The 20,679-nt window shown below is 40.7% G+C and carries 20 protein-coding genes and 2 pseudogenes; 9 read left to right on the plus strand and 13 right to left on the minus strand.

The window, feature by feature from the left end; all coding sequences use genetic code 11:
* The first annotated feature begins 1 nt into the window (after window position 1).
* The gene (locus NDQ71_RS12210; RefSeq protein ID WP_301561676.1) at window positions 2-2,404 is read left to right on the plus strand and encodes an ABC transporter permease; all 2,403 of its coding nucleotides are present in this window, start codon (window positions 2-4) and stop codon (window positions 2,402-2,404) included.
* 169 nt (window positions 2,405-2,573) lie between these two features.
* Here NDQ71_RS12210 and NDQ71_RS12215 read toward each other — a convergent pair whose 3' ends face one another.
* Complete coding sequence (locus tag NDQ71_RS12215; protein ID WP_192541893.1) at window positions 2,574-3,101, minus strand: sugar O-acetyltransferase; 528 nt, start codon at window positions 3,099-3,101, stop codon at window positions 2,574-2,576.
* 2 nt (window positions 3,102-3,103) lie between these two features.
* The gene (locus tag NDQ71_RS12220; protein ID WP_192541894.1) at window positions 3,104-4,003 is read right to left on the minus strand and encodes a pepsin/retropepsin-like aspartic protease family protein; all 900 of its coding nucleotides are present in this window, start codon (window positions 4,001-4,003) and stop codon (window positions 3,104-3,106) included.
* 235 nt (window positions 4,004-4,238) lie between these two features.
* Between NDQ71_RS12220 and NDQ71_RS12225 the strand changes: the two genes are divergently transcribed.
* On the plus strand, window positions 4,239-4,997 hold the full coding sequence (locus NDQ71_RS12225) for a DeoR/GlpR family DNA-binding transcription regulator (RefSeq protein ID WP_192541895.1): 759 nt from the start codon (window positions 4,239-4,241) through the stop codon (window positions 4,995-4,997).
* Between the two features lie 113 nt (window positions 4,998-5,110).
* Window positions 5,111-6,931, plus strand: coding sequence for a glutamine--fructose-6-phosphate transaminase (isomerizing) (gene glmS, locus NDQ71_RS12230; protein ID WP_192541896.1), 1,821 nt, complete (start codon window positions 5,111-5,113; stop codon window positions 6,929-6,931).
* A gap of 55 nt (window positions 6,932-6,986) precedes the next feature.
* Here the strand turns inward: glmS and NDQ71_RS12235 are convergent, their stop codons facing one another.
* Both NDQ71_RS12235 and NDQ71_RS12240 read right to left on the minus strand, forming a co-directional pair.
* Window positions 6,987-7,349, minus strand: a complete 363-nt coding sequence (locus NDQ71_RS12235; protein WP_192541897.1) for a hypothetical protein — start codon at window positions 7,347-7,349, stop codon at window positions 6,987-6,989.
* Between the two features lie 3 nt (window positions 7,350-7,352).
* The gene (locus tag NDQ71_RS12240; protein WP_301561677.1) at window positions 7,353-7,544 is read right to left on the minus strand and encodes a hypothetical protein; all 192 of its coding nucleotides are present in this window, start codon (window positions 7,542-7,544) and stop codon (window positions 7,353-7,355) included.
* Between NDQ71_RS12240 and NDQ71_RS12245 the strand changes: the two are divergent.
* Window positions 7,535-8,029 (plus strand): annotated as a pseudogene (locus NDQ71_RS12245) (tetratricopeptide repeat protein); the annotation flags it as partial. The gene NDQ71_RS12240 and the pseudogene NDQ71_RS12245 sit on opposite strands and share 10 nt — an antisense overlap.
* Before the next feature lie 112 nt (window positions 8,030-8,141).
* Here the strand turns inward: NDQ71_RS12245 and NDQ71_RS12250 are convergent.
* The 6 genes from NDQ71_RS12250 to NDQ71_RS12275 all read right to left on the minus strand — a co-directional run bounded on the left by NDQ71_RS12250 (window position 8,142) and on the right by NDQ71_RS12275 (window position 12,666).
* A complete protein-coding gene (locus tag NDQ71_RS12250) occupies window positions 8,142-8,969 on the minus strand; it encodes a hypothetical protein (protein ID WP_192541899.1) in 828 nt (275 codons plus the stop codon).
* Entirely contained in the window at window positions 8,962-9,648 is a 687-nt protein-coding gene (locus tag NDQ71_RS12255) for an iron-containing redox enzyme family protein (RefSeq protein ID WP_192541900.1), read from the minus strand. Before NDQ71_RS12255 ends, NDQ71_RS12250 begins: the two co-directional genes overlap by 8 nt.
* A 1-nt stretch (window position 9,649) precedes the next feature.
* Window positions 9,650-10,219 carry a 3-oxoacyl-[acyl-carrier-protein] synthase III C-terminal domain-containing protein gene (locus tag NDQ71_RS12260; protein ID WP_301561678.1) on the minus strand — a complete coding sequence of 190 codons (570 nt, stop codon included), beginning with the start codon at window positions 10,217-10,219 and terminating at the stop codon, window positions 9,650-9,652.
* A gap of 87 nt (window positions 10,220-10,306) precedes the next feature.
* Complete coding sequence (locus NDQ71_RS12265) at window positions 10,307-11,524, minus strand: IS4 family transposase (protein ID WP_301562640.1); 1,218 nt, start codon at window positions 11,522-11,524, stop codon at window positions 10,307-10,309.
* A gap of 75 nt (window positions 11,525-11,599) precedes the next feature.
* On the minus strand, window positions 11,600-12,106 hold the full coding sequence (locus NDQ71_RS12270) for a hypothetical protein (RefSeq protein ID WP_301561679.1): 507 nt from the start codon (window positions 12,104-12,106) through the stop codon (window positions 11,600-11,602).
* Window positions 12,103-12,666: a diguanylate cyclase gene (locus NDQ71_RS12275; protein WP_192541902.1), complete on the minus strand. Its 564-nt coding sequence runs from the start codon at window positions 12,664-12,666 to the stop codon at window positions 12,103-12,105. Before NDQ71_RS12275 ends, NDQ71_RS12270 begins: the two co-directional genes overlap by 4 nt.
* A 288-nt stretch (window positions 12,667-12,954) precedes the next feature.
* Here NDQ71_RS12275 and NDQ71_RS12280 point away from each other — a divergent pair, with 288 nt between their 5' ends.
* Window positions 12,955-14,256, plus strand: a complete 1,302-nt coding sequence (locus NDQ71_RS12280; protein ID WP_192541903.1) for a DEAD/DEAH box helicase — start codon at window positions 12,955-12,957, stop codon at window positions 14,254-14,256.
* Between the two features lie 54 nt (window positions 14,257-14,310).
* Here the strand turns inward: NDQ71_RS12280 and NDQ71_RS12285 are convergent, their stop codons facing one another.
* The gene (locus tag NDQ71_RS12285) at window positions 14,311-14,556 is read right to left on the minus strand and encodes a DUF3297 family protein (RefSeq protein WP_192541904.1); all 246 of its coding nucleotides are present in this window, start codon (window positions 14,554-14,556) and stop codon (window positions 14,311-14,313) included.
* A gap of 83 nt (window positions 14,557-14,639) precedes the next feature.
* A complete protein-coding gene (locus NDQ71_RS12290; RefSeq protein ID WP_192541905.1) occupies window positions 14,640-15,086 on the minus strand; it encodes an energy transducer TonB in 447 nt (148 codons plus the stop codon).
* A gap of 171 nt (window positions 15,087-15,257) precedes the next feature.
* Between NDQ71_RS12290 and NDQ71_RS12295 the strand changes: the two genes are divergently transcribed.
* The 3 genes and pseudogenes from NDQ71_RS12295 (at window position 15,258) to NDQ71_RS12305 (ending at window position 18,897) form a co-directional block, all read left to right on the plus strand.
* Entirely contained in the window at window positions 15,258-17,336 is a 2,079-nt protein-coding gene (locus NDQ71_RS12295; protein ID WP_192541906.1) for a TonB-dependent siderophore receptor, read from the plus strand.
* Window positions 17,326-18,471 (plus strand): annotated as a pseudogene (locus tag NDQ71_RS12300) (DUF1624 domain-containing protein). Before NDQ71_RS12295 ends, NDQ71_RS12300 begins: the two are co-directional and overlap by 11 nt.
* A gap of 84 nt (window positions 18,472-18,555) precedes the next feature.
* Window positions 18,556-18,897 carry a hypothetical protein gene (locus tag NDQ71_RS12305; protein ID WP_225736628.1) on the plus strand — a complete coding sequence of 114 codons (342 nt, stop codon included), beginning with the start codon at window positions 18,556-18,558 and terminating at the stop codon, window positions 18,895-18,897.
* Between the two features lie 28 nt (window positions 18,898-18,925).
* Here NDQ71_RS12305 and NDQ71_RS12310 read toward each other — a convergent pair whose 3' ends face one another.
* Window positions 18,926-20,236 carry a mechanosensitive ion channel family protein gene (locus tag NDQ71_RS12310; RefSeq protein WP_192541908.1) on the minus strand — a complete coding sequence of 437 codons (1,311 nt, stop codon included), beginning with the start codon at window positions 20,234-20,236 and terminating at the stop codon, window positions 18,926-18,928.
* A 169-nt stretch (window positions 20,237-20,405) separates the two neighbouring features.
* Between NDQ71_RS12310 and NDQ71_RS12315 the strand changes: the two genes are divergently transcribed.
* Complete coding sequence (locus NDQ71_RS12315) at window positions 20,406-20,633, plus strand: hypothetical protein (RefSeq protein ID WP_192541909.1); 228 nt, start codon at window positions 20,406-20,408, stop codon at window positions 20,631-20,633.
* Window positions 20,634-20,679 lie beyond the last annotated feature (46 nt).

Consider the following 20,679-nt stretch of genomic DNA (forward strand, 5'->3'; position numbering starts at 1 on the left):
CATGTTTATTAATTATTTAGTGACAGCCCTACGGGCATTTAAACAGCAAAAACAGCATTTTTTACTTAATATTATTGGCTTAAGTGTTGGTTTGGCTGCAGCTATTTTAGTGGCTATGTTTGCTTTTAATGAAGCTTCTTATGATGAGCAACAACCGAATGCTGATCGCGTGTATCGTGTATATCAATATTTTCCATCACTTGGAATGGGGGCACCCGTAGTCAATAAAGATGTGATCGCGTCTTTTAAAGACATGGCTGAAATTGAAGACATACTCTCACTTGATCTGGTTCCGCCTGGTTCTGAGTTTATTCGTGACGGTGTTGGCTTTAAATTAGAAAATGTACTCGCGGCGCGTAGTAACGTGACTGATTTTATCAATATCGATATTGTAGCTGGGGATCTGACAAAAGTACTTACTACGCCAAATATGATTGCTCTCAGTGAGCAGTACGCAATACGGATTTTTGGCAGCACAGCGATTATTGGTGAGACCTTAATACAGGGTAATAAACGTTGGCAAGTCGGTGCGGTATTTGCCGATCTTCCAGATAACACTCATTTTTTCTTTCAAGCATTAATTAAAGAGCCACCAGCAAATAGTAACTTTCAAAATAACAATGGCTATACCTATATTCGGGTTACTCCTGGCGCTGATGCTGGCAAGCTTGCAAAAGCTATTGAGCAACGTTATAGAGAGGTTGTTTATAAAGACTCTGATTATGACTCAGCGCAGCTTACGTTGAACCCTTTAACAGCCCTACATTTAACTGCCAGCTCTAATTTTGAAATGAAAATGAATGGCTCGCTTTCAACGCTGCGTATTTGTATTGGTTTAAGTATTTTGTTGGTGCTGCTAGCGGCTTTTAATTTTATCAATATGAGTATTGCGCAATCTGCAAAGCGCGCAAAAGAAGTCGGTGTTCGTAAGGCGCTTGGCGCGAGCAAATCACAAATTGTTTGCCAATTTTTAGTTGAATCATTACTTATTACCATTATTGCAGCACTGATAGCGTGCATGTTGGTTGAATTGGTAACGCCTGCTTTTAATCAATTAGTTGATCGTCAGCTAGCGCTTAATTACAGTTCAGCTTTAGGCGCAGCAATTGCAGTTGTTACCTTGTTGGTAGGTTTGCTTGCGGGGATTTATCCTGCGATGTTTATGTCGGCGTTTAGTGCCAAACGAGTACTTAGTGGTGATATACAACGCGGCCGCACAGCCATAGCGGTGAGAAAAAGCTTATTGGTTTTACAGTCTGCGTTGTCGGTCGCACTGATCATTGCCGCCTTATTGCTACAACAGCAGCTGGCACATTTGCAATCACTCCCTGTTGGTTACGCAAAAGAAGGCAAGCTGATGATCAGTGATATTGATGCAGGAGATATATTCTATAACCAAAACAATGTGCTGTTAGATCGCATTAACGCTATTGATGGTGTGAAACAAGCCAGCGTAATAGATATTTCACTAACCGGTGCTTATAACTCGTCTCGCACATTTACGGCTGATAACGGTCAGTTTACTAAACAAACATTACCCTTTATTGGTGTGGGTAATGATGCTGTGAGTGCTTTGGATTTATCACTGGTAGCTGGGCGTGACTTTAGTGCAAAAATGGGAGCTGATTGGTTTAATAAAGTCAGTGATACTCAAGCGACCGCGTCAGCAATATTGACCGAATCTTTAGCTAAACAAGCGGGCTATGCAACCGCAGAAGATGCAATTGGCAGCATTTGGCGTACTGACACAGGTTACGGCCAAAAACTTACCATAACGGTTGTTGGCGTTGTTAAAGATATAAAAGTAGGTAGCGTTAAAGATACACAGCCCTCAACTATCTTCATTTGCGGTTACACCAGTAGCTGGGTTGGTAGAATTATCGTTAATCTGGATTTAACACAGCTCCCGCATGTTAAGTCACAGCTTGCTAATATTTTGGCCGAAACGCTTGATATTTATGACCCAAAAATAGAAATGATGGCTGACAATTACCGTGCGCTTTATCGTAATGACGAACGCGCCACTGAATTTGTCACTTTGTTCTCCGGCTTAGCTGTATTTTTAGCGTGTGTTGGCACATTTGGTTTAGCATCATTTTCGGTATTACGCCGCCAAAAAGAAGTGGCAGTACGCAAAGTGCTGGGCGCATCACGCATCAGCATTATGAATCTTCTAGCCAAAGAGTTTTTGATTCTAGTGTTAGGGAGTGTAGCTATTGCATACCCGCTTACTTATTGGCTGGTGGGTGACTGGCTCGCAAACTTTAACGAGCGGGTTGATCAAGCGCTATGGGTTTATTTGGTTGCAGCTTTGAGTGTTGCTGCGATCACTTGGCTGACGGTTGCAAGCATCGCCTTTAAAGCCGCCAGTACACGGCCATCACTTACTTTACGTTATGAATAATTATTAACAAACTCCCAACTCCAAGCCTAGCAATATTGCTAGGCTTTTTGCTGTTATATTTGTCGCCATAAATGGCGACCTACAATTTGAGGGGGATAGGTAGCAGCGGGTTTATCCCGCGACAGGAATTTAAATCGAGCTTTTTGCTCGCAAACTTGAGTTGTAAAGTTTAAATATCTTTAATTCTTATCGCCGGATTACCAGCAACCACTGTATTTGCTGCAATATCTTTGGTTACTATCGCCCCTGCGCCTACCACGGCATTATCACCAATACTAACACCCGCTAAAACGATAACTCCCGCGCCAATCCACACGTTATGACCGATAGTAATGGGGGCTGCAAAGTTTTCTTTATTGAGCCGCTCTATGTGATTTACTGCATGAGAGACCGCTAATAGCTGTACATTGGGACCAATTAAACAATCACTGCCAATAGTTATAGCGCCTTCATTAATTGGAGCATCTAACACAGTGCAGTTAATGTTTATAAAAGTACGATCACCAATTTGCATTTGACTGCCATAGTCAAAATGTAACCCCGCTTCAATAATCACGCCTTCGCCACACTCAGCAAACATGCTTTTAATACGTTTCAAATTGCCTTTGCTGGGGCTCTTTGCAAACATGCGGCAAGTCTCATGGGCAGTTTTGCGTTGCTCTAAGTATGACTTATCAAGGCTATTGAATTTATTCATTATTACTCTTCAGGTAAGCCAATATGGGCGTGGCCATTTTTATAATCGATAGTGATTAAAAAGTGCTTTAGTACATCATATCCGATCAAGCCTTGAACTTTACGACCTTTAATACGTGAGCCGGTTGTTTCGTATTGGCTCTCAAGGTACGCCGTTTGTCCTTCAGCAGGAACGCTCACTAATACATTTTCAAGCTCATAAGGGCCAAATTTTAAGGAGGGAATTCTAAAGCTTTCTGTTGTTGCTAGAGTGTTTGCCCCCATGCTGATAGCTGCTTCGACGTCTAAATTATCCAACCAGCCCATTTTTCTTGCCACTTTGCGATCGATAACAATACCGCCGTTATTTCCGGTATCCAGTAATAGCCAAACAGTTTCACCATCTTGCAAGCCAACTTCAACAATAGGCATACCAGAGCCTTTTTGTGTTTGCATTTTTATGTTTTCAAGCTCTCGCAGTTTAATAGAATCATGGGTTATTAAGCGCATTTTTTGATTTGGATAATCAAGCTGCATTACAAATTGTTGAAAAAAGCCCGCGCCAAGTAACAAAGAAGTTGTGTGAAAACCCAAATTAACTTCGGTTAAGTTATCAAGCTCAGTGGTGATACCAAAAAAGCTAGTTGGTACGTTATTGTAGGATGTTTTATCTTCAATACCATAAATTCCTTTAACCCTGACTTTTTTACCTTTATCAAAACTTAATTTATGTTTATTGATAAAGCGAGGGTTTATAGCATTGAGCTGTGCGCCAGTATCTAAAAGTGCATAACCGTCTATTTCAGCGACGACAACGGGTATTTTTACATGGCCATTTTCGAGCGTGAAATCAATCCACTGCGTTGCGCCAGCAACGCTTTTTACGCTATAAAAAAATAAGCTCAAGACTATGAGTAACTTCATTTTTATTCCTTTAAATTATTGTTATTTATAACAATGAGTGTACATAGGTTACACTTTTTAATCGAGAGATGTTTAGTATTAATAGGCCTAATTTGTTTCAAGCAGGTTTATTAAAACAATAGAGCTAGCTAATTTATTGCATAAGTTGGCGGTATTTTTATACATTCACTTGCCATTTATATAGTTTCGTTTAAAATCTCGTAACTTTCGAAACGAAACTTAAATGGTTCACTTAATGACTAAACGAAACACCCAGCAACGTCGTCACCTTATTCTTACTCAAATTAATGAGCTAGGAGAAGTAGCTGTTGATGTACTTGCTGAACAATTTCAAACCTCTGAAGTGACCATTCGTAAAGACCTAACCGCACTGGAAAAAAGTGGCTTATTACTGCGCCGCTATGGTGGTGCGATAGCATTACCACAAGAAATTGTCAGCGATGATATTGATTCAAAACGTAAAGTTGCGATTGCAAAAGCGGCAGCAGGGCTGATTAAAGATCACAATCGCATCATTATAGATAGTGGCCGCACAACGGCGGCAATGATCCCTGAGCTTGGCAATAAGCGCGGTTTAGTGGTGATGACCAATGCCATTAAGGTCGCTAACCGATTGTTGGCGCTGGAAAACGAGCCTACACTTTTGATGACCGGTGGCACTTGGGACCCACATTCAGAGTCGTTTCAGGGGCAAGTAGCTGAGAATGTTTTACGCTCGTATGACTTTGATCAACTATTTATTGGTGCAGATGGCATTGATGTAGAGCGCGGTACTACTACCTTCAATGAGCTTGTGGGCTTAAGCCAAGTAATGGCAGGCGCTGCCCGTGAAGTTATAGTGCTGGTGGAGTCAGAAAAAATCGGCCGAAAAATCCCTAATTTAGAATTACCTTGGCAGCAAGTGACTACGCTTATCACCGACAGCAACTTGGCGCTTGATACTCGCCAAGCTATCGAAGCATGTGGTGTGCAGTTGATTTGCGCTGAGTTATAAATTTACAAATTCGTGTTCATCACAGGCCGACAACACCTGTGATCTACATTTAAATATTAAACAACACATACCAACCCAAAGTTAACGCTTTGGCATGTGCAAAAGGAGAGACTATGTGTGGAATCGTTGGGGCCGTTGCAGAACGCCCAGTAAATAAAATTTTAGTAGAAGGCTTAAAGCGTCTTGAATACCGTGGTTACGACTCAGCAGGCGTGGCATTGCTTGAAGGCAACAGCCTAAATACCGTAAAAGCGGTAGGTAAAGTAGTTAACCTTGAAAACGCGCTAAATGAAGCTGCTGTAAAAGGCACAACCGGTATTGCTCATACTCGCTGGGCAACTCATGGCGGCGTAACAGAAGCAAACGCCCACCCGCATATTTCAAATAGTGAAATTGCTTTAGTACATAACGGTATTATTGAAAATCACGCCAGCCTGCGTGAAGCACTAAAAGGCGATGGTTACGAGTTTTTATCAGACACAGATACCGAAGTGATGGTGCATTTAATTCACCAACTTCGCCAGCAACACACCACTTTACTTGCATCAGTACAAGCCGCAGTTAAGCAGTTTGAAGGTGCATTTGGTACTGTAGTATTTGATAAAGCCAACGATAACGAAATTATCGTAGCACGCTCAGGTAGCCCGTTAGTAATTGGTTTAGGACTTGGTGAAAACTTTATAGCTTCTGATCAACTTGCATTATTACCTGTAACGCGCAGCTTTATTTACCTTGAAGAAGGTGATGTTGCACGTATTACTCGTGACAGCGTAGAGATTTTTGATATAGATGGAAACGCTGTTGAGCGTGAAGTGATCGAATCAAACATCACTCAAGATGCGTCAGGTAAAGGTGAATACCGTCACTACATGTTAAAAGAGATTTACGAGCAGCCACTTGCTGTACGTAATACCCTTGAAGGACGTTTAAATGACGACCGCGTAGCGATTGATGCCTTTGGCGACAGCGCCCAACAAATTTTTAAAGATGTAAAACACGTACAAATTATTGCCTGTGGTACCTCTTACCACTCAGGTATGGTTGCACGTTACTGGCTTGAGCAATTTGCAGGCGTTAGCTGTAACGTAGAAATTGCCTCTGAGTTTAGATACCGCCAATCTTACGTACATGAAAACAGCCTACTTGTGACAATTTCACAGTCGGGTGAAACAGCCGATACTTTAGCAGCGCTGCGTTTAGCAAAACAGCAAGGCTACATGGCATCAATGACCATTTGTAACGTACCAGGCTCATCACTGGTGCGCGAATCAGACCTTGCCTTTATGACCAAAGCCGGCGCTGAAATTGGTGTTGCTTCTACTAAAGCATTTACCACGCAATTAGTTGGTTTGTTAATGCTTACTGCGTCTATAGCGCAAGAAAAAGGCTTGGATCAAAGCACTATTGTGAACGCAATTAAAACCTTACCAAACAAGTTAGAAGAAGCGTTATTACTTGCTGATGGTATTGCAGACTTAGCTGAAGAGTTTGCCGACAAGCACCATTCACTGTTTTTAGGCCGTGGTTCACAATACCCAATTGCAATGGAAGGCGCACTTAAGCTTAAAGAAATTTCATACATTCACGCAGAAGCCTACGCAGCCGGTGAGCTTAAACATGGCCCATTAGCACTGATTGACGCCGACATGCCCATCATCGTTGTAGCACCAAACAACGAATTGCTTGAAAAGCTTAAATCAAACGTAGAAGAAGTCCGTGCTCGTGGCGGTATTATTTACGTATTCGCTGATAAAGACTCACACTTTGAGTCAGACGAGACAATGCGTGTAATTAATGTAAACCACGTAGATGACATCATTGCCCCAGTTGTATATACAATTCCACTACAGTTACTTTCTTACTACGTAGCAGTAATAAAAGGCACCGACGTTGACCAACCACGTAACTTAGCCAAATCGGTTACAGTTGAGTAAAATCAATAAGTTGGTAATTACCTGTTAAAGCTAAAAAGGCGCTTAATGCGCCTTTTTAATATGCGCGCTCACCTAAGTCATAAGCAAAATAGCCATAAATGGCTAGGGTCATCATTATTATGAAAGAGTAATGCATTGTGCGAGCTAAAATTAAATCAATAGGTCTGGCGTGTCGTAAAATGGCTTCATCATTAACAACCGTAGCTTTCGCAGGTTTTTGTCGTCTAATTACTTTTCCATACATGCTCACTCTTATACCTAGCCCTTTATCCCAAAGTGGCTCATGTATCCCTTCTTCGCGCATTTTTTTCTCAATATGCTTCATTGAAATGCGAGTGAAGCATAAAGTTGAAATGAGAAAAGCAATTAAAGATGGTCCAGCTAAAATCCAGAAAATATTTTCAGGTATAACATACATAGTTTAAAACCAATTTATATCAGTACTAACATCATAAATTAGTCCTGAAAAACCTTGCCCTAGAGCATCAGCAACTTTACCTGCGGCATAACCAGTAGCTAAACCTGCTCCAATTAATATAACCCAGCCAACGGGGCCCATAGCAATTGCTATACCTACGCCAGCGGTAACTACTGCGCCCCCCGCAGCAATCACTGCAATCACATAAAGCGCGGGGGTTACGCTTTTTTAATGATGCGTTTGATGGTATCTCGCATGGCTTAACCTCTGCTGCAGGCATATTTAATGCTTATCACAACTTATTTTTTCCTAAACAAATGCCAATGAGCGCTTTAACTGACGATGTTGCGTCTATTGATGCATATTATAAAACATTATCTCAGCAATGGGGCGAGCAAATATCCCCACCAGATCGCGCTGTTAGATCACTCGGTTATAACTTAACGGGCAGCAAGCAGTTTACCCGTGCAATTGAGGTGTTTAAGTACAATTTAAAAAACCACCCCAAATCCGTCGATGCGCTTTCAGCTCTATCTTATGGTTATGAAATGCAAGGTGATACTCGTCAAGCGCTTGAACAGATGGAATCTGCTTTGGCCATTGCAGATGACTCATACCCTTATATAAATTACTTAAAAGATACAAAAGCTAGGTTGCAAGCAGAGCTGAGCAAGAACTAATAATATTGCCAACTTAGTTGTTGGCTTTTTATGAAAGCCTCTATGGGTTTGAGGCGCTAACAGGGATAGTCAAATAAATTACTTTGAGGATCTCGCTAATTTTATTGATGCGCTAGTCAGTCATTTGTTCTTTTCTCAAAGCTTCAAGCTTAGCGTACATGTGCTCTGTAAAAAAACCATGCATCAGAAAGCGTTGCCCAAGGTTCCAAGGGCCAACTAAGTAGTGTGGGTATTTATTATAAGCGTACTCTGTGAGTGAGTTATCGTTAATTATTCTGCCAATTCTAATCGCTATACTTTGATCTAAGTTGAAGCCATTGATTGCATCACGGTATTCATCACGCTTTAAGAGTAAACAAAATAGGCACATAAATAATGCGTGAGCTGTCTCAAAGTCAATCACTTGTGTTGCTTTACGTTCAATCAAAAAGTCACTCATATTGATAGCTTGCCAACTATCCCATTTATATGGGGGGGCTACTTGGGTATCTGTTGGTATTTTCCCAAGCTTTGCAAATGACTCGAATAGTTCTTGGTCATGATCAACAAAGCTATTATCTAGCATTTCAGCTATTGTTTTGGGGTATAAATTCACCCTGTGATCATGTCCTGTGTTCTCGGCTAAAAAGTTTAAGATATTCGACTCTGTAGCAAAGTGCCTTAAAATTAATTGGTTAGCTTCAATAGACACAAAGTGTTTGCAAAACCAGCAAATTGTTTTCTGTAAAAATATATGTGCGCTAAATTGGGGTAAGGGAAGCCGCTTAAAGAACCAAATAATATGCAGTAGTATTGCAAATACAAATTGTGCGATTGGCCTGAGTATCCAGCGAAAGCCATTTTCTATATCTTTGTGCCAAAGTAAAAGTGCTTCTTTTTCTATCGGTATAGAGTCATCTGCTTTTATTGCTTTAAGGTAAGCACTTTGTTTGTTACTCATTATGATCTACTTCCTCAAGCTGCAGACAATAAAGGCGTCCAACTACTTTTGCTGTTTTTACTATGGCGTCTATTTGCTCTTCAGAAGAGGTAACGCGATCTATTAATTGATACAGCTCTTTTAGATGATCGGCATCATTTTGTCCGTGATATTCTAAAAAACGAGTGATAGTTGATGGGGGATCAAAGTATTCGTTAATGAGCTTAGCCCATTTCAATGACATTTTATTACCGAGCCCTTCGATAATCCACATTGCGCCAATAAGAGAAACGGGGTTTGGTAAGCTTGCTGTATACATTAAATAACCATGAAGTGCTTCCGAACCTATGTTTTTAGTGCCCGCTTGTATGTCTGAAAGCAGCCCTCCCGCAGCAACATAGTCTTGCTCAATCATGAGATAATCTTGATGTTCATCATATGCGTGATGAATTACCGCAGAACGTACGTCACTATAATGGCGATCAAAACTTGATGCGCTTCTGCTAATCCACCGAGAGCCTTCAATTACTTGTTGGCGCATATTTAATAAGAGTTCGCGGTAATCTTCTTGGCTCAGTTTGCCTGTTTCTAGGCGCTTAATAATAGGTACTTTTGATAAGTTTTTATCAAAATCAAGCCAAGTATTAAGCAGTTCATGAAGGCATTTTTTGCCAAGATCTGTTTGTATAAATTGTTCCATATTAATTCTCTACAGTGAGCAGCATATAAGCGCAGTTGAAGCGGCCTGACTCAGGCACCATGCAAAGTATTTTTGCACCCGAGTTTAACTGGTGTGTTTTTATAAATTCATCGAGCATGATAAACAAAGAGGCGCAGCCTGTGTTGCCCCGTTCGTATAGGTTGGTATACCATTTTTGTTCAGGGACCATAGCGCCAGCTTGCTCTAACATCTCAAAAATTTTACCTTTGAAATAATGAGACGAAAAATGACACAATACATGGTCTATTTCGGCTACTTTTATATCTCCAGCACTAATTAGCTTTAAAAAACCATTCACTCCTACAGAGACGATATTGTCTAATAACCTTACATCTTGTCTGAGCATGAGTGCGCCTGCACTTTCTGCTTCTGAATAGTTAGGGTAGTCTTGCCACGTTTTTATTTGCTCGTCTTTGCTTTTACCAATCGACATACAGGTTGAGTATGCATCAGCGTGAGAAAAGCTTTTGATCCATTCAATTTTTAAGCTGGTTGTATTTGGTCTAGGGATATTTTCGAGAAGTAGTGCTCCTGCGCCATCAGATAGCATCCATCGTAGAAACTCAGCGTTGAAATCGATGCTATTATTTTCAAGTGCTTCATAGCGCGTGTGCTAAGGGATCCCCAGAAATAATCATTAAGTTTCAATTACATCACTCACATCCATATTTTTCCAATCGAGTTGCACTACCACCTGTACGAAATAGGCTAGTCCTGCCAAATAATCTCGCCGTCGCAGTTTAATGGACTGTTTTTTGAAGTATCGCAGCCCAACAAATGCCCATGACACTACTCGTCTTTTTTTGGTTGAATTAGCTTGAAAAGCGCCTGTCTTTCCTGCTTTGTCTATCACTGCCCCCAGCATCATTGAGAACCAATGAGCCAGTGTGGCAAGCAGCAACAGTATGTCTAATCGATAGAGTTTGTTTGTCCTGTGCAGATCTGAGCCTAAGCCGAACCTAACACTTTTTTGATCTCGAAATCCTGCTTCTATCTGCATTCTCATACCATATAATTTGAGTACTTTTTCGAGAAAGTGGTGCCTCTTTGGAAGAGAAGAAACGAGTAGCCAAGGCTCCTTATAACCACGTTTTTTATCTCTTTTTAATAACTTATGTCCCTTGCCAACCAGCACTGCATGAGTTTGATATTTTGCACTTTTGGTCAACTCGGTCGCGCCAAGATACTGGCTCTTACGTTGATTGCTCTTGAATAGTGACTGGCATGGAACAAACTCATCGCTGCCCTGCGTTTTCAAATGTGCCGTACCTCGAACACGGCTAATATAATGCCAGCCATTGTTTCGCACGGCTTTGAGCCAAGGAACTTTAAAGCCCGCATCCGTCACAATTACGGGCCGGCAGTCACCCGGCAAGATCAGTTTGAGCATCTTTAAGAACCGTTTTTGAACTTTTGGGCAATGATACTGAAAACTGAATGCACTTTCCTGATACAGGGTCAAAGAACGACCTTCACTGGCAATGCTGGCACGCAGAATACAGTATTTGGTTTGTGTATCTGCATGACTCCAATCAACCAAAATGACGGGATGCTTTTCAGTGACCACAAAACGGCTTAAGCGAACATAAACCGATGTCGACTCACGCAAAAGCTCGTGGTTATTGAGTAGTCGATCAATACGTTTAATATCATGTTTTTCAGTTGTTTTTGAATCCAAATTGCGACCAATAGATGTCAAGGTGCATTGCTGACAGTGCAAAAGAGATTTAACGGCAGCGACTAGAGTATTAAATCTGGCTTTATGAATAGAGTTAGGGGTGACAGCGCGGAGCATATTGTGCAAAATAGTAGACGCATTCATGGTGTTTAGTTCTGTTGTTTTTAAGCGATTCATAAGATCACAAAACACCATGAATGTTCCCTCACTACCCATATTTTTTAACACTATTAGTTCATTGATATATAAAGGCTAATTTTGGGGATACTTTAGGCGCGTGTGTTTGAATAAGCGAGAAGCGAATTCACTGGCAACTACCAGTGCATTGCTACTTAAGTCGGCTTTAACATTTGCATAAGCATATTTAAGCGCCATCATGCTGCTAGAGCAAATACCATGGCTGGTATTAATTTCAAGCTCGGGAATATCTAACTCGGCTTGTAGCATGCTGCTAAAGCCAGGTAAAACCATATCACCTTGGCTGGTGGCAGAGCTTAGCAACTGTATTTTTTTTCTAGCAACAAAACTATTTTCAATGCACTCTATTGCTGCTTTTGTTGCAAGGTCGCAGTTTGTTTCGACGGTTTCTTGGTTAGTATTTATTGCGTAATGGCGAAATTTAATCCCATTTGATTTTAAAATTTTATTTTTTAATCGACTCGGCTTTTGATTGACTAAACCCAGCACGTCTTCGATTTTATCGTTTCCTATCGGCTCACCAGGTAAGTAGCTGCCTGTACTATTTATATAGACGTTCAATTTTTTCTTCCCTTAAAATAAACATAGAGACAGCGAATATTTTCTTCCATGTAAGGGAAAATACATACAATAGCCATAAATGTTAAGTAAGCTGGTAAATAACTAGCCGTACCGTAAGGGCTATCAAGTAGTTTAAAAGTAATCTCACCTGCAAAATCAAGTGTGATTAATTTTAAAAAATGATCCCAATTAATAAGGATAATGCTAGTTAGCATATATAAAGGTAAAGAGCCCAAGTAAGTATGCGCATGCATTTCCCAAATAGATATTTCTCTTATTGGAGATGCGTATCTAACGTCCATGTGAGCAACAATTTCGTGTAACACCCACGTAATGGTGCAAATTAATAGAATTAAAGCATTAACATCAAATACGAGGCAAAGAACAATAGGCAGCCCCATTTGGATGCCCATAACAGAATGCATTAGTGTTTCTTTAATACCAGAAGTGTGCTCTATTTTGGTGGCTCTATGACAACACCAGTCAACAAAGCCTGCTATTCCCCACAGAGGTAAAAAGAAGTAAAGCAATGCGCTTATTAGTAGTAAGGAGGTATCCATACAAAACTGTCCCTGTTAGATTTACTAAAGATATTATTGAGTTATTGGTTTTGAGTCAAAATTATATTAATTGGATAAACGCTGTAGTATGAAAATGAACATAGTGATAAAACGTTCAGAGCAATTTATATTGCTACTGATGACTTATTTACTTTGGCTTTTGATAATAACTGATTGATTTAGAGGAGTGAATGCTCTCTTTGTATATTTAAATCACTAATCCCTACTTAACGGGCAATAAATACGCTAAAATTGCAGGCTATTTTTAGTAATGAGCCCGCACTTTTTATGACCTCAGCCGCAAACCCTAGTACTTTCAACGAACTTGGCCTAATTCCAGAGCTAATTGCTCGATTGTCTGATCTTGAATACACGCAACCTACGCCGATTCAGGCAAAAGCAATTCCAAGCATCTTGGCGGGCAGTGACTTAATTGCAGGGGCGAATACCGGCTCAGGTAAAACAGCAACGTTTGCATTGCCTATGCTACAAACGCTGTTTTTAGCAGAAAGCGCTAAAAAAACTGCTAGCAAAGGTAATTTTGTTTCAGGGCTGATTTTAGTACCTACACGTGAGCTGGCAGTGCAGGTGGCCGATAGTGTTAAATCGTATTCTGCTAACTTTAATGGCGCAATTAAAACGGTGGCGGTATTTGGTGGTGTGTCTGTTAATACCCAGATGCAAGCTCTACGCGGTGGAGCTGATATTATCGTAGCAACCCCAGGGCGTTTGCTTGATTTAATCTCAAGCAATGCGATTAAGCTCGATAAAGTAAAAACTTTAGTGCTTGATGAAGCCGACCGCTTATTAAGCTTAGGCTTTACCGAAGAGTTGGCTAATTTATTAGCGCTTATGCCTGCTAAAAGGCAAACCATGTTGTTTTCAGCGACTTTCCCAGAGCAAGTTAAGCTATTAACGCAAGAGTTGTTAAACGACCCTGTTGAAATTCAAGTTCAAAACAAAGGTGAAAGCACGCTTGTTCAGCGGGTATTTACGGTAAATAAAGGTGAAAAAACTACGGTTTTAGCGCATTTAATTAAGCAGCATCAATGGCGTCAGGCGCTGATTTTTGTCAACGCTAAAAAAGACTGTGAGCACTTAGCCAGTAAGCTTGAAAAACGCGGCGTGAATGCGCAAGTATTCCATGGCGATAAAGGCCAAAGTGAACGTACTCGAGTAATCGAAAAATTTAAAAATGGCGAAATTGAAGTACTGATTGCCACAGACATTGCTGCCCGTGGTTTAGATATTGAAAAGCTACCAGTAGTCATTAACTTTAACTTACCGCGCAGCCCTGCTGATTACATGCACCGTATTGGCCGCAGTGGCCGTGCAGGTGAAGTAGGTTTAGCGTTATCACTGATTGATTATGAAGACTTCCATCATTTTAAAATTATTGAAAAGAAAAACAAACTACGTTTAGAGCGCGAAGAGGTAGCAGGCTTTGCCGTAAACCAAGCGAATCTTGATGCTGCACAGGCGCTTAAAAACGATAAACCCATGGCCAAACCTGAAGGCACCGGTAAGAAAAAGCAAAAAAATAAAGCCGATGTTGAAGATGTATGGAGCGGCTGGCGAGGCCGTAAGTAACAAGCACAAAAAAGCCGACTCAGTCGGCTTTTTCATTTACAGTAAACAGTTAGCTTACTTATAAAACGCTTCTACTGTGCCTTTTACTTTCATAAGTAGTGGCTGGCCGCGACGGTCTAGCGCTTTAGGTGCGGCTACTTTGATCCACCCTTCACTAATGCAATACTCTTCAACGTCAAAACGTTCTTTGCCGTTAAGGGTTATGCCTATTTCATGTTCAAATACGTCTTCTACATAAAACTTGCTGCGTGGGTTGATCGAAAGTTGATCGGGTAATTCTGGTTTATTGGTATCAGTCATAATTGTGATCTGCATTGAATAGATTGTGCGCCATTGTAGGCAATACAGGCCTTAGGCTCAATATACTGATCAAAATAAATGAGTTAACTACACACTTGCTCAGATTGTTTGATGCAGTAGTTAATTATTTCATCACGAGTAAGGTCGCTATCAAAGCAATAATCAAACCGCATAGTGAGATTAACCTGTTGCTCTTGCTCAGGCCAATGCCATTTACGAACAAGTTGTCGGGTAGCTGTTTGTAACTGACGGCCATAGCGTATTGGGTCGGTATTATTTATTTTTATATCTTTCACTGTGCCGCTTTTTGAAATAACAAAGCTGGTTTCTGCACACCCTTTACCCTGAATATTTAATAATTCTAGCGGGTATTCATGGTTAGGTATTTTTTGTAGACGCTGCCAAACACCTTGCTGATCTAGGTACTGAGCTTGAATGTCTGCTATGGGCCTTTTGTCTGAAATATCATTGCTTTGTGAAAAAGCAGCAAATGAAAAAATTAAGCTGGCGCAGTACACGATAGTTTTCATAATTATCCTTAAATATTGCTCAGTAATAGAACTTTAGCGTATTCCGCTTATGATTAATAGCTTGAATTTTAGCCAGATTTATTTGTTTAAATTAAACGTTATAGTATATCATTGTTGTTATAATATGTTATATTATATCCAAGCAAACCTAGCAACTATTAAAAGTGGATCATGAAGTACTCAGCATTAACTTTCGCATTTTTAGCAATTTCTTTCGGCTCTGCTGCCTCTGAGTCAGATATAGAAACCATCACCATTGCACATAAGCAAGCCTTTAGAGGCGATATTCCGCTTAAAGAATTACCACAGTCAATTACCACATTAAGTAAAGAAATGATGGTTGATAATGGTATTACCAAGTTTAGGGATGCGCTGGATTTTTCAGCCAGTATTTCTCGTAAAAATAACGGCGGTGCACTGTGGGATAGTTATTCTATTCGCGGTTTGTCAGGTAATGAAAATATGCCGTCGGGTTACTTAATCAATGGCTTTAGTGGTGGTAGAGGATTTGCGGGTCCACGGGACGTGTCAAATATCGAATATATTGAGGTGCTTAAAGGTCCTGGCTCGGCTTTATATGGTCGTTCTGAGCCTGGTGGCACAATCAACATTATTACTAAAAAGCCACAGTTTTATCAGCAAGGCCAACTAAAAGCTGAGCTTGGTAGTGACAATCATAAGCGTGTACAAAGTGATTATACCAACGGCCTTACTGATGATATCGCGTTTCGAGTTAACGGGGCATGGCAAGATAGTGACAGTTTTAGAGATTATGTGCACCACGATAAGTTTGTGATCACGCCTTCGCTTTATTATCAACTGAACGACAAGTCATCATTAACCTATGAATTTGAGTATGTTGATCAACAACAAATGTATGACCGCGGCATTGTAGTTCTTAATAATGATTTTAATACCGTGCCTGAAAATCGTTTTTTAGGCAATCCGAATGATGCACCAACTAAAGTACACTCTCGGGGTCATCAACTTAATTATAGCTACGATTTTGATCGTGATTGGTCGCTTTTACTTGGTAGTAGCTATCGCACAGCCACACTCACAGGCTATTCGTCGGATGCCGAATTATCACCCTCTCGTCAGTCATTGTTTGATGATGGCAGAACTTTAACGCGTCAGCATCGCTATCGCGATTACAAGTCTGATGATTTATCGCTGCGTTTTGAATTAAGTGGTCACTTTGAACTGGCGGGTATTACTAATCATGTTTTAGTGGGGGCTGATGCTTATGACTATGAACTGCGTACTGGACTTTATCGCTACCGTGGTGGCAAAGGCACCTACACGATTGATATCTATGAACCAGATTACGGTACCGAGCAAGGCCCTGATGTTGAAATGCAGTATGAAAACAACGAAGAGCAAAATGCATACGGTATCTACATGCAAGACCAACTCGATATTACTGAGCGCTTTAAGGTAATGGTAGGTTTGCGTTTTGATGAAATTGAGCAAGATATTTTTGAAACTAAGTCAGGTGTTGCCTCAAATAGTAAAGAAAACAGAATCAGCCCTCGCTTTGGTATGGTGTATGAGCTAAACGATGCGATTAATCTTTATACCAGTTATTCGGAAGGTTTTTTGCCATTAAGCGGTACTGATGCGCAAGGTGAACCGTTTGGTTTTGAAGAAAGTGACTCGTTTGAAGTGGGTTTGAAATTTGGCTTTGATGATATCAGCGGTACGATTGCACTATTTGATGCCAGCAAAAGCAATATGCTAGTGGCCGATCCGGTGAACGTTGGCTATTCCGCACCTGTAGGTAAAGCGACCAGTAAAGGTGTGGAAGTTGATGTAACTGGCAGTTTAGGAGCTAATACTGAATACACAATCTCATACGCCTACGTAAAAGCTGAAACAGCAAATGATGTTGTGAATGTTGATTGGTTAGTGCCAATTCCAAAAGGCAGCCCGTTAGTTAATGTGCCAAAAAATAACTTATCTGTGTCGCTAAAGCACGATACTCGTGTATTTGACCAAGACGTTACTATTGGTGGTCATTACCAATATATTTCTGATCGCTTAGGTGACCCTGCTGATTTAACGTTTCGTTTACCAAGCTACCAGTTAGTCGGTTTATTTGCTAAATGGCAAGCGACGCAGCGCATGGCTGTATCGCTTAATCTTGATAACATTTTTGACGAAACGTACATTGCCAGCAGTTACAATGCCTTATGGGCATACCCAGGCGCACCAACACAGTTTAAGCTAGGTTTAACTTATGACTTCTAAGCAACTGAAAGCTCGCATTCACAGTATCGATATTATGCGTGGTGTGGTTATCTTACTTATGCTACTTGATCATGTGCGAGAGCGATTCTTCTTGCATATGCAGGTGTCTGATCCTATGGATGTAGATACAACCAGCCCAGGGCTTTTTTGGAGTCGCTTTGCTGCACATTTTTGTGCGCCGACCTTCATCTTTTTAACTGGGCTTTCGGCGTGGCTTTATAGCCACCCAGCTAACGGGGTAGCTCGTTCAGCGCGGAGCTTTTTAATTAAGCGCGGGTTGTTTTTAATTGCTCTTGAAGTAACCATAATTTGTTTTTCGTAGATGGGTTATTTTCATACTATTTGGCTGCAAGTGATGTGGGCAATTGGTTTGTGCATGCTTACTTTAGCGTTACTTATTAATTTGCCGCAACGACTATTGTTAGCATTGGGGCTATTGATCGTTTTTGGCCATAATTTACTTACACCAATTAGCTTTAATCCAGAACAGTGGGGTTATACCTTATGGACAATATTGCATGACCGTGGCTATATCTCTCAAGGTGGTTTAATCGATGTAAAAATCAGCTATCCAGTGCTGCCTTGGATTGGCGTAATATTACTTGGCTATTGCGCAGGCCCGCTGTATGCACACACTCGTGACAGCGATGATCGCAAACAGTGGTTAATTGGTTTAGGTTTGGCGTGTGTCGCATTATTTGCAATTTTACGCGGCTTAAATATCTATGGCGAAACCTTGCCTTGGCAGCAATTTTCAAGCACAGCGCAAACGGCTATGTCGCTATTTAACGTGACTAAATACCCGCCCTCATTGAGCTTTTTATTGATCACTTTAGCAGTAATGTTTTTTGGCCTGTGGTTATTTGAGCGTCCGTTAAATCGCTTTAGCAATGCCTTAAGGGTATATGGCTCAGTACCTATGTTCTTTTATATTCTTCACCTTTACGTTTTATTGATTTTATACACTGTGGGTAATGCTATTTGGGGTACCAATCAGGGCAGCTATTTTGGTGTTAATGATATTACTTGGGTGTGGCTTATCTCGGTGGTTTTAGCAGTTGCTTTATATTGGCCAACTAAAGCATTTAGCGACTATAAACGGGTCGCTAAAAAACCATGGTTAAAGTATTTATAGGAAAAATACAGTGCTTACTTCGCAGGCTATTTATCCATGTGCTATACCTAATCATTAGGGTTGGGTATAGCAAGGATATACAGTATGAAAAGGTTTAGTTTAGCAATCATTCTATTATTACCATTTGCGGTTACAGCGGGAGTTGTTGACCCTGAGTGCACCGCAGGAAAAGCAGTAAAGAGCGCAGCTACGAAAGCCGCCGTTGGTGTTGGCGGTCGTTGTAATCCGGCGGAAGCCGCGAAAGATAGCGCAGGAAAAGCGGTAGAAAATGCGCTACCAGATAAAGGTGTTGCTGGAAAAGCGATTGATAAAGCAACTGGCCGTAATGATACACTCAAAGATAAAGCTGCGGATGCCGTCGATGAGAAAGTTGATGAAGTGGTGCCTGACAAGCTACAAAAAGATAAAAAGAAGGGTAAAAAATAGAATAAGCGGTGTATGTACACCGCTTAGTTTAAATCTTACTAACAAAACCCTCATTAAGCACTCTAACTTCGCGTTGCGGGAATGGTATTGCAATATCATGGGCTTTAAGGGTTTCTAGGATAATTAATAACAAGTCGCCACCGACCCGATTTTTACCGTCATCAATTCCTTGCATCCAAAATTCCACAAACATATTGATGCCATTGTCGCCAAAGCTATCTATTTCACAGTCAGGGCACTCTTCAAATGGTATCTCAGGGCCGCTAATAACTTGTGGGTGCTGGGCAACTGCCTCTTTAATTATTTCTACCATGGCTCTAACATCAGTGGCGTATGCCACACTAAAGTCAACTCGGTAGCGCTGTTTTGGATCTTTATGAGTCCAGTTGGTCAACAGCGATGAAATAAAGGTTTCGTTGGGAACCAGTATGTCTTTGCCATCGTAAGTTTCTAAAATTGCATGACGCATTTTGAACTCTCTAACAAAGCCACTTTTACCGTTCTCTAACTCAACAAAGTCGCCAATGGTGAGTGACTTATCGAGTAAAATAATGATGCCAGAAATAAAGTTAGAGGCAATTGATTGCAACCCTAAACCTAGGCCAACCCCCAATGCACCGCCAAACACAGCAAGGGCGGTGAGGTTAACGCCCATAATATTAAGCAGTAATAATGCGATGACGCAAAATAAGCCTACTTCAAAGAGTTTGGTAAACACTTCACGGGTGCTGATATCCAGCGTTTGCTGGTTACGAATAATAACTTTACCAACATTACTGGAAGCGCGGCCTAACCAAAATAAAATAGCGCCAAAAAATAATACCCGAGTGAGTCCATATAAACTGACTTGGATATTGCCCAAATTAATGGAAACTGCTTCAAGGGTTTTTATAAATGCAGGCAAAAAGCCCAGTAAATGCAACAGTAAAACGGGCAGGCCAACCAATTTAAACAGCGCTGACATAAAGGGGTTGCTAACAAACTCTTTAATAATTGAGTAAGCAAACAGTAGTATGGCAATGTTGAGCGCGGTATTCATTAACCACACTTGAAAGTCAGCAGTGATGCCAATAGCGGTAAATATCTTTAATAAAATAATCGCTACTAGTGGGTAAACAATATTGCTGAGTCGAAACAGCATAATGTTTATTGGGTGATCAGACGCCACTTTAGTGTGCTTATCAACGCGCTGCTTAATTGTTTTTGAATAAATCCAGTAGGCAGCAGCATAGCTGGTAATGATCACCAATAATTGCAGATAGGTTGCTTGTTGGCTAAGCATTGATTGGATCAATAACCAAACAGACTCAAATTGTTTGGAAAAAAACTCACTATTCATAAGGCATACTTTTTCGATTAAATTAGATGCTTTACTATGGCTGATAAGTTTGAAAATTTACAGAATTATTCGTCCTTGTGGGTAATTTTTAACTACAATTTCCACTGTCTGTTGCTAGTAATAATTGTTGGCTACATCAGTTAAATTTATTTTTTATAAGGAATATAGGATGGCGAAGATATTGTTAATTAGCTTAAGTGTGTTGCTTGCTGCCTGCAGTGAGCCTGCGCCTAAATCGGTTGGAAGTGATGTTGACGAACATGGTTGCAAGGCGTCAGCGGGCTATCAGTGGTGTGGTAAAACACAGCAATGTGAACGCCCTTGGGAGTTGGCTAAAAAACATGACTTTGAAAATTCTCAAAGCCAATTTACAACTTTTTGCGCTAAAGCCGAGTAATCGTTTATTTGGTGCAGATGCCTATCGTTTTTGAGCTGCTTAGGGC

The organism is Pseudoalteromonas sp. KG3 (assembly GCF_030436385.1).
GTDB classification, from domain to species: Bacteria; Pseudomonadota; Gammaproteobacteria; order Enterobacterales; family Alteromonadaceae; genus Pseudoalteromonas; species Pseudoalteromonas prydzensis.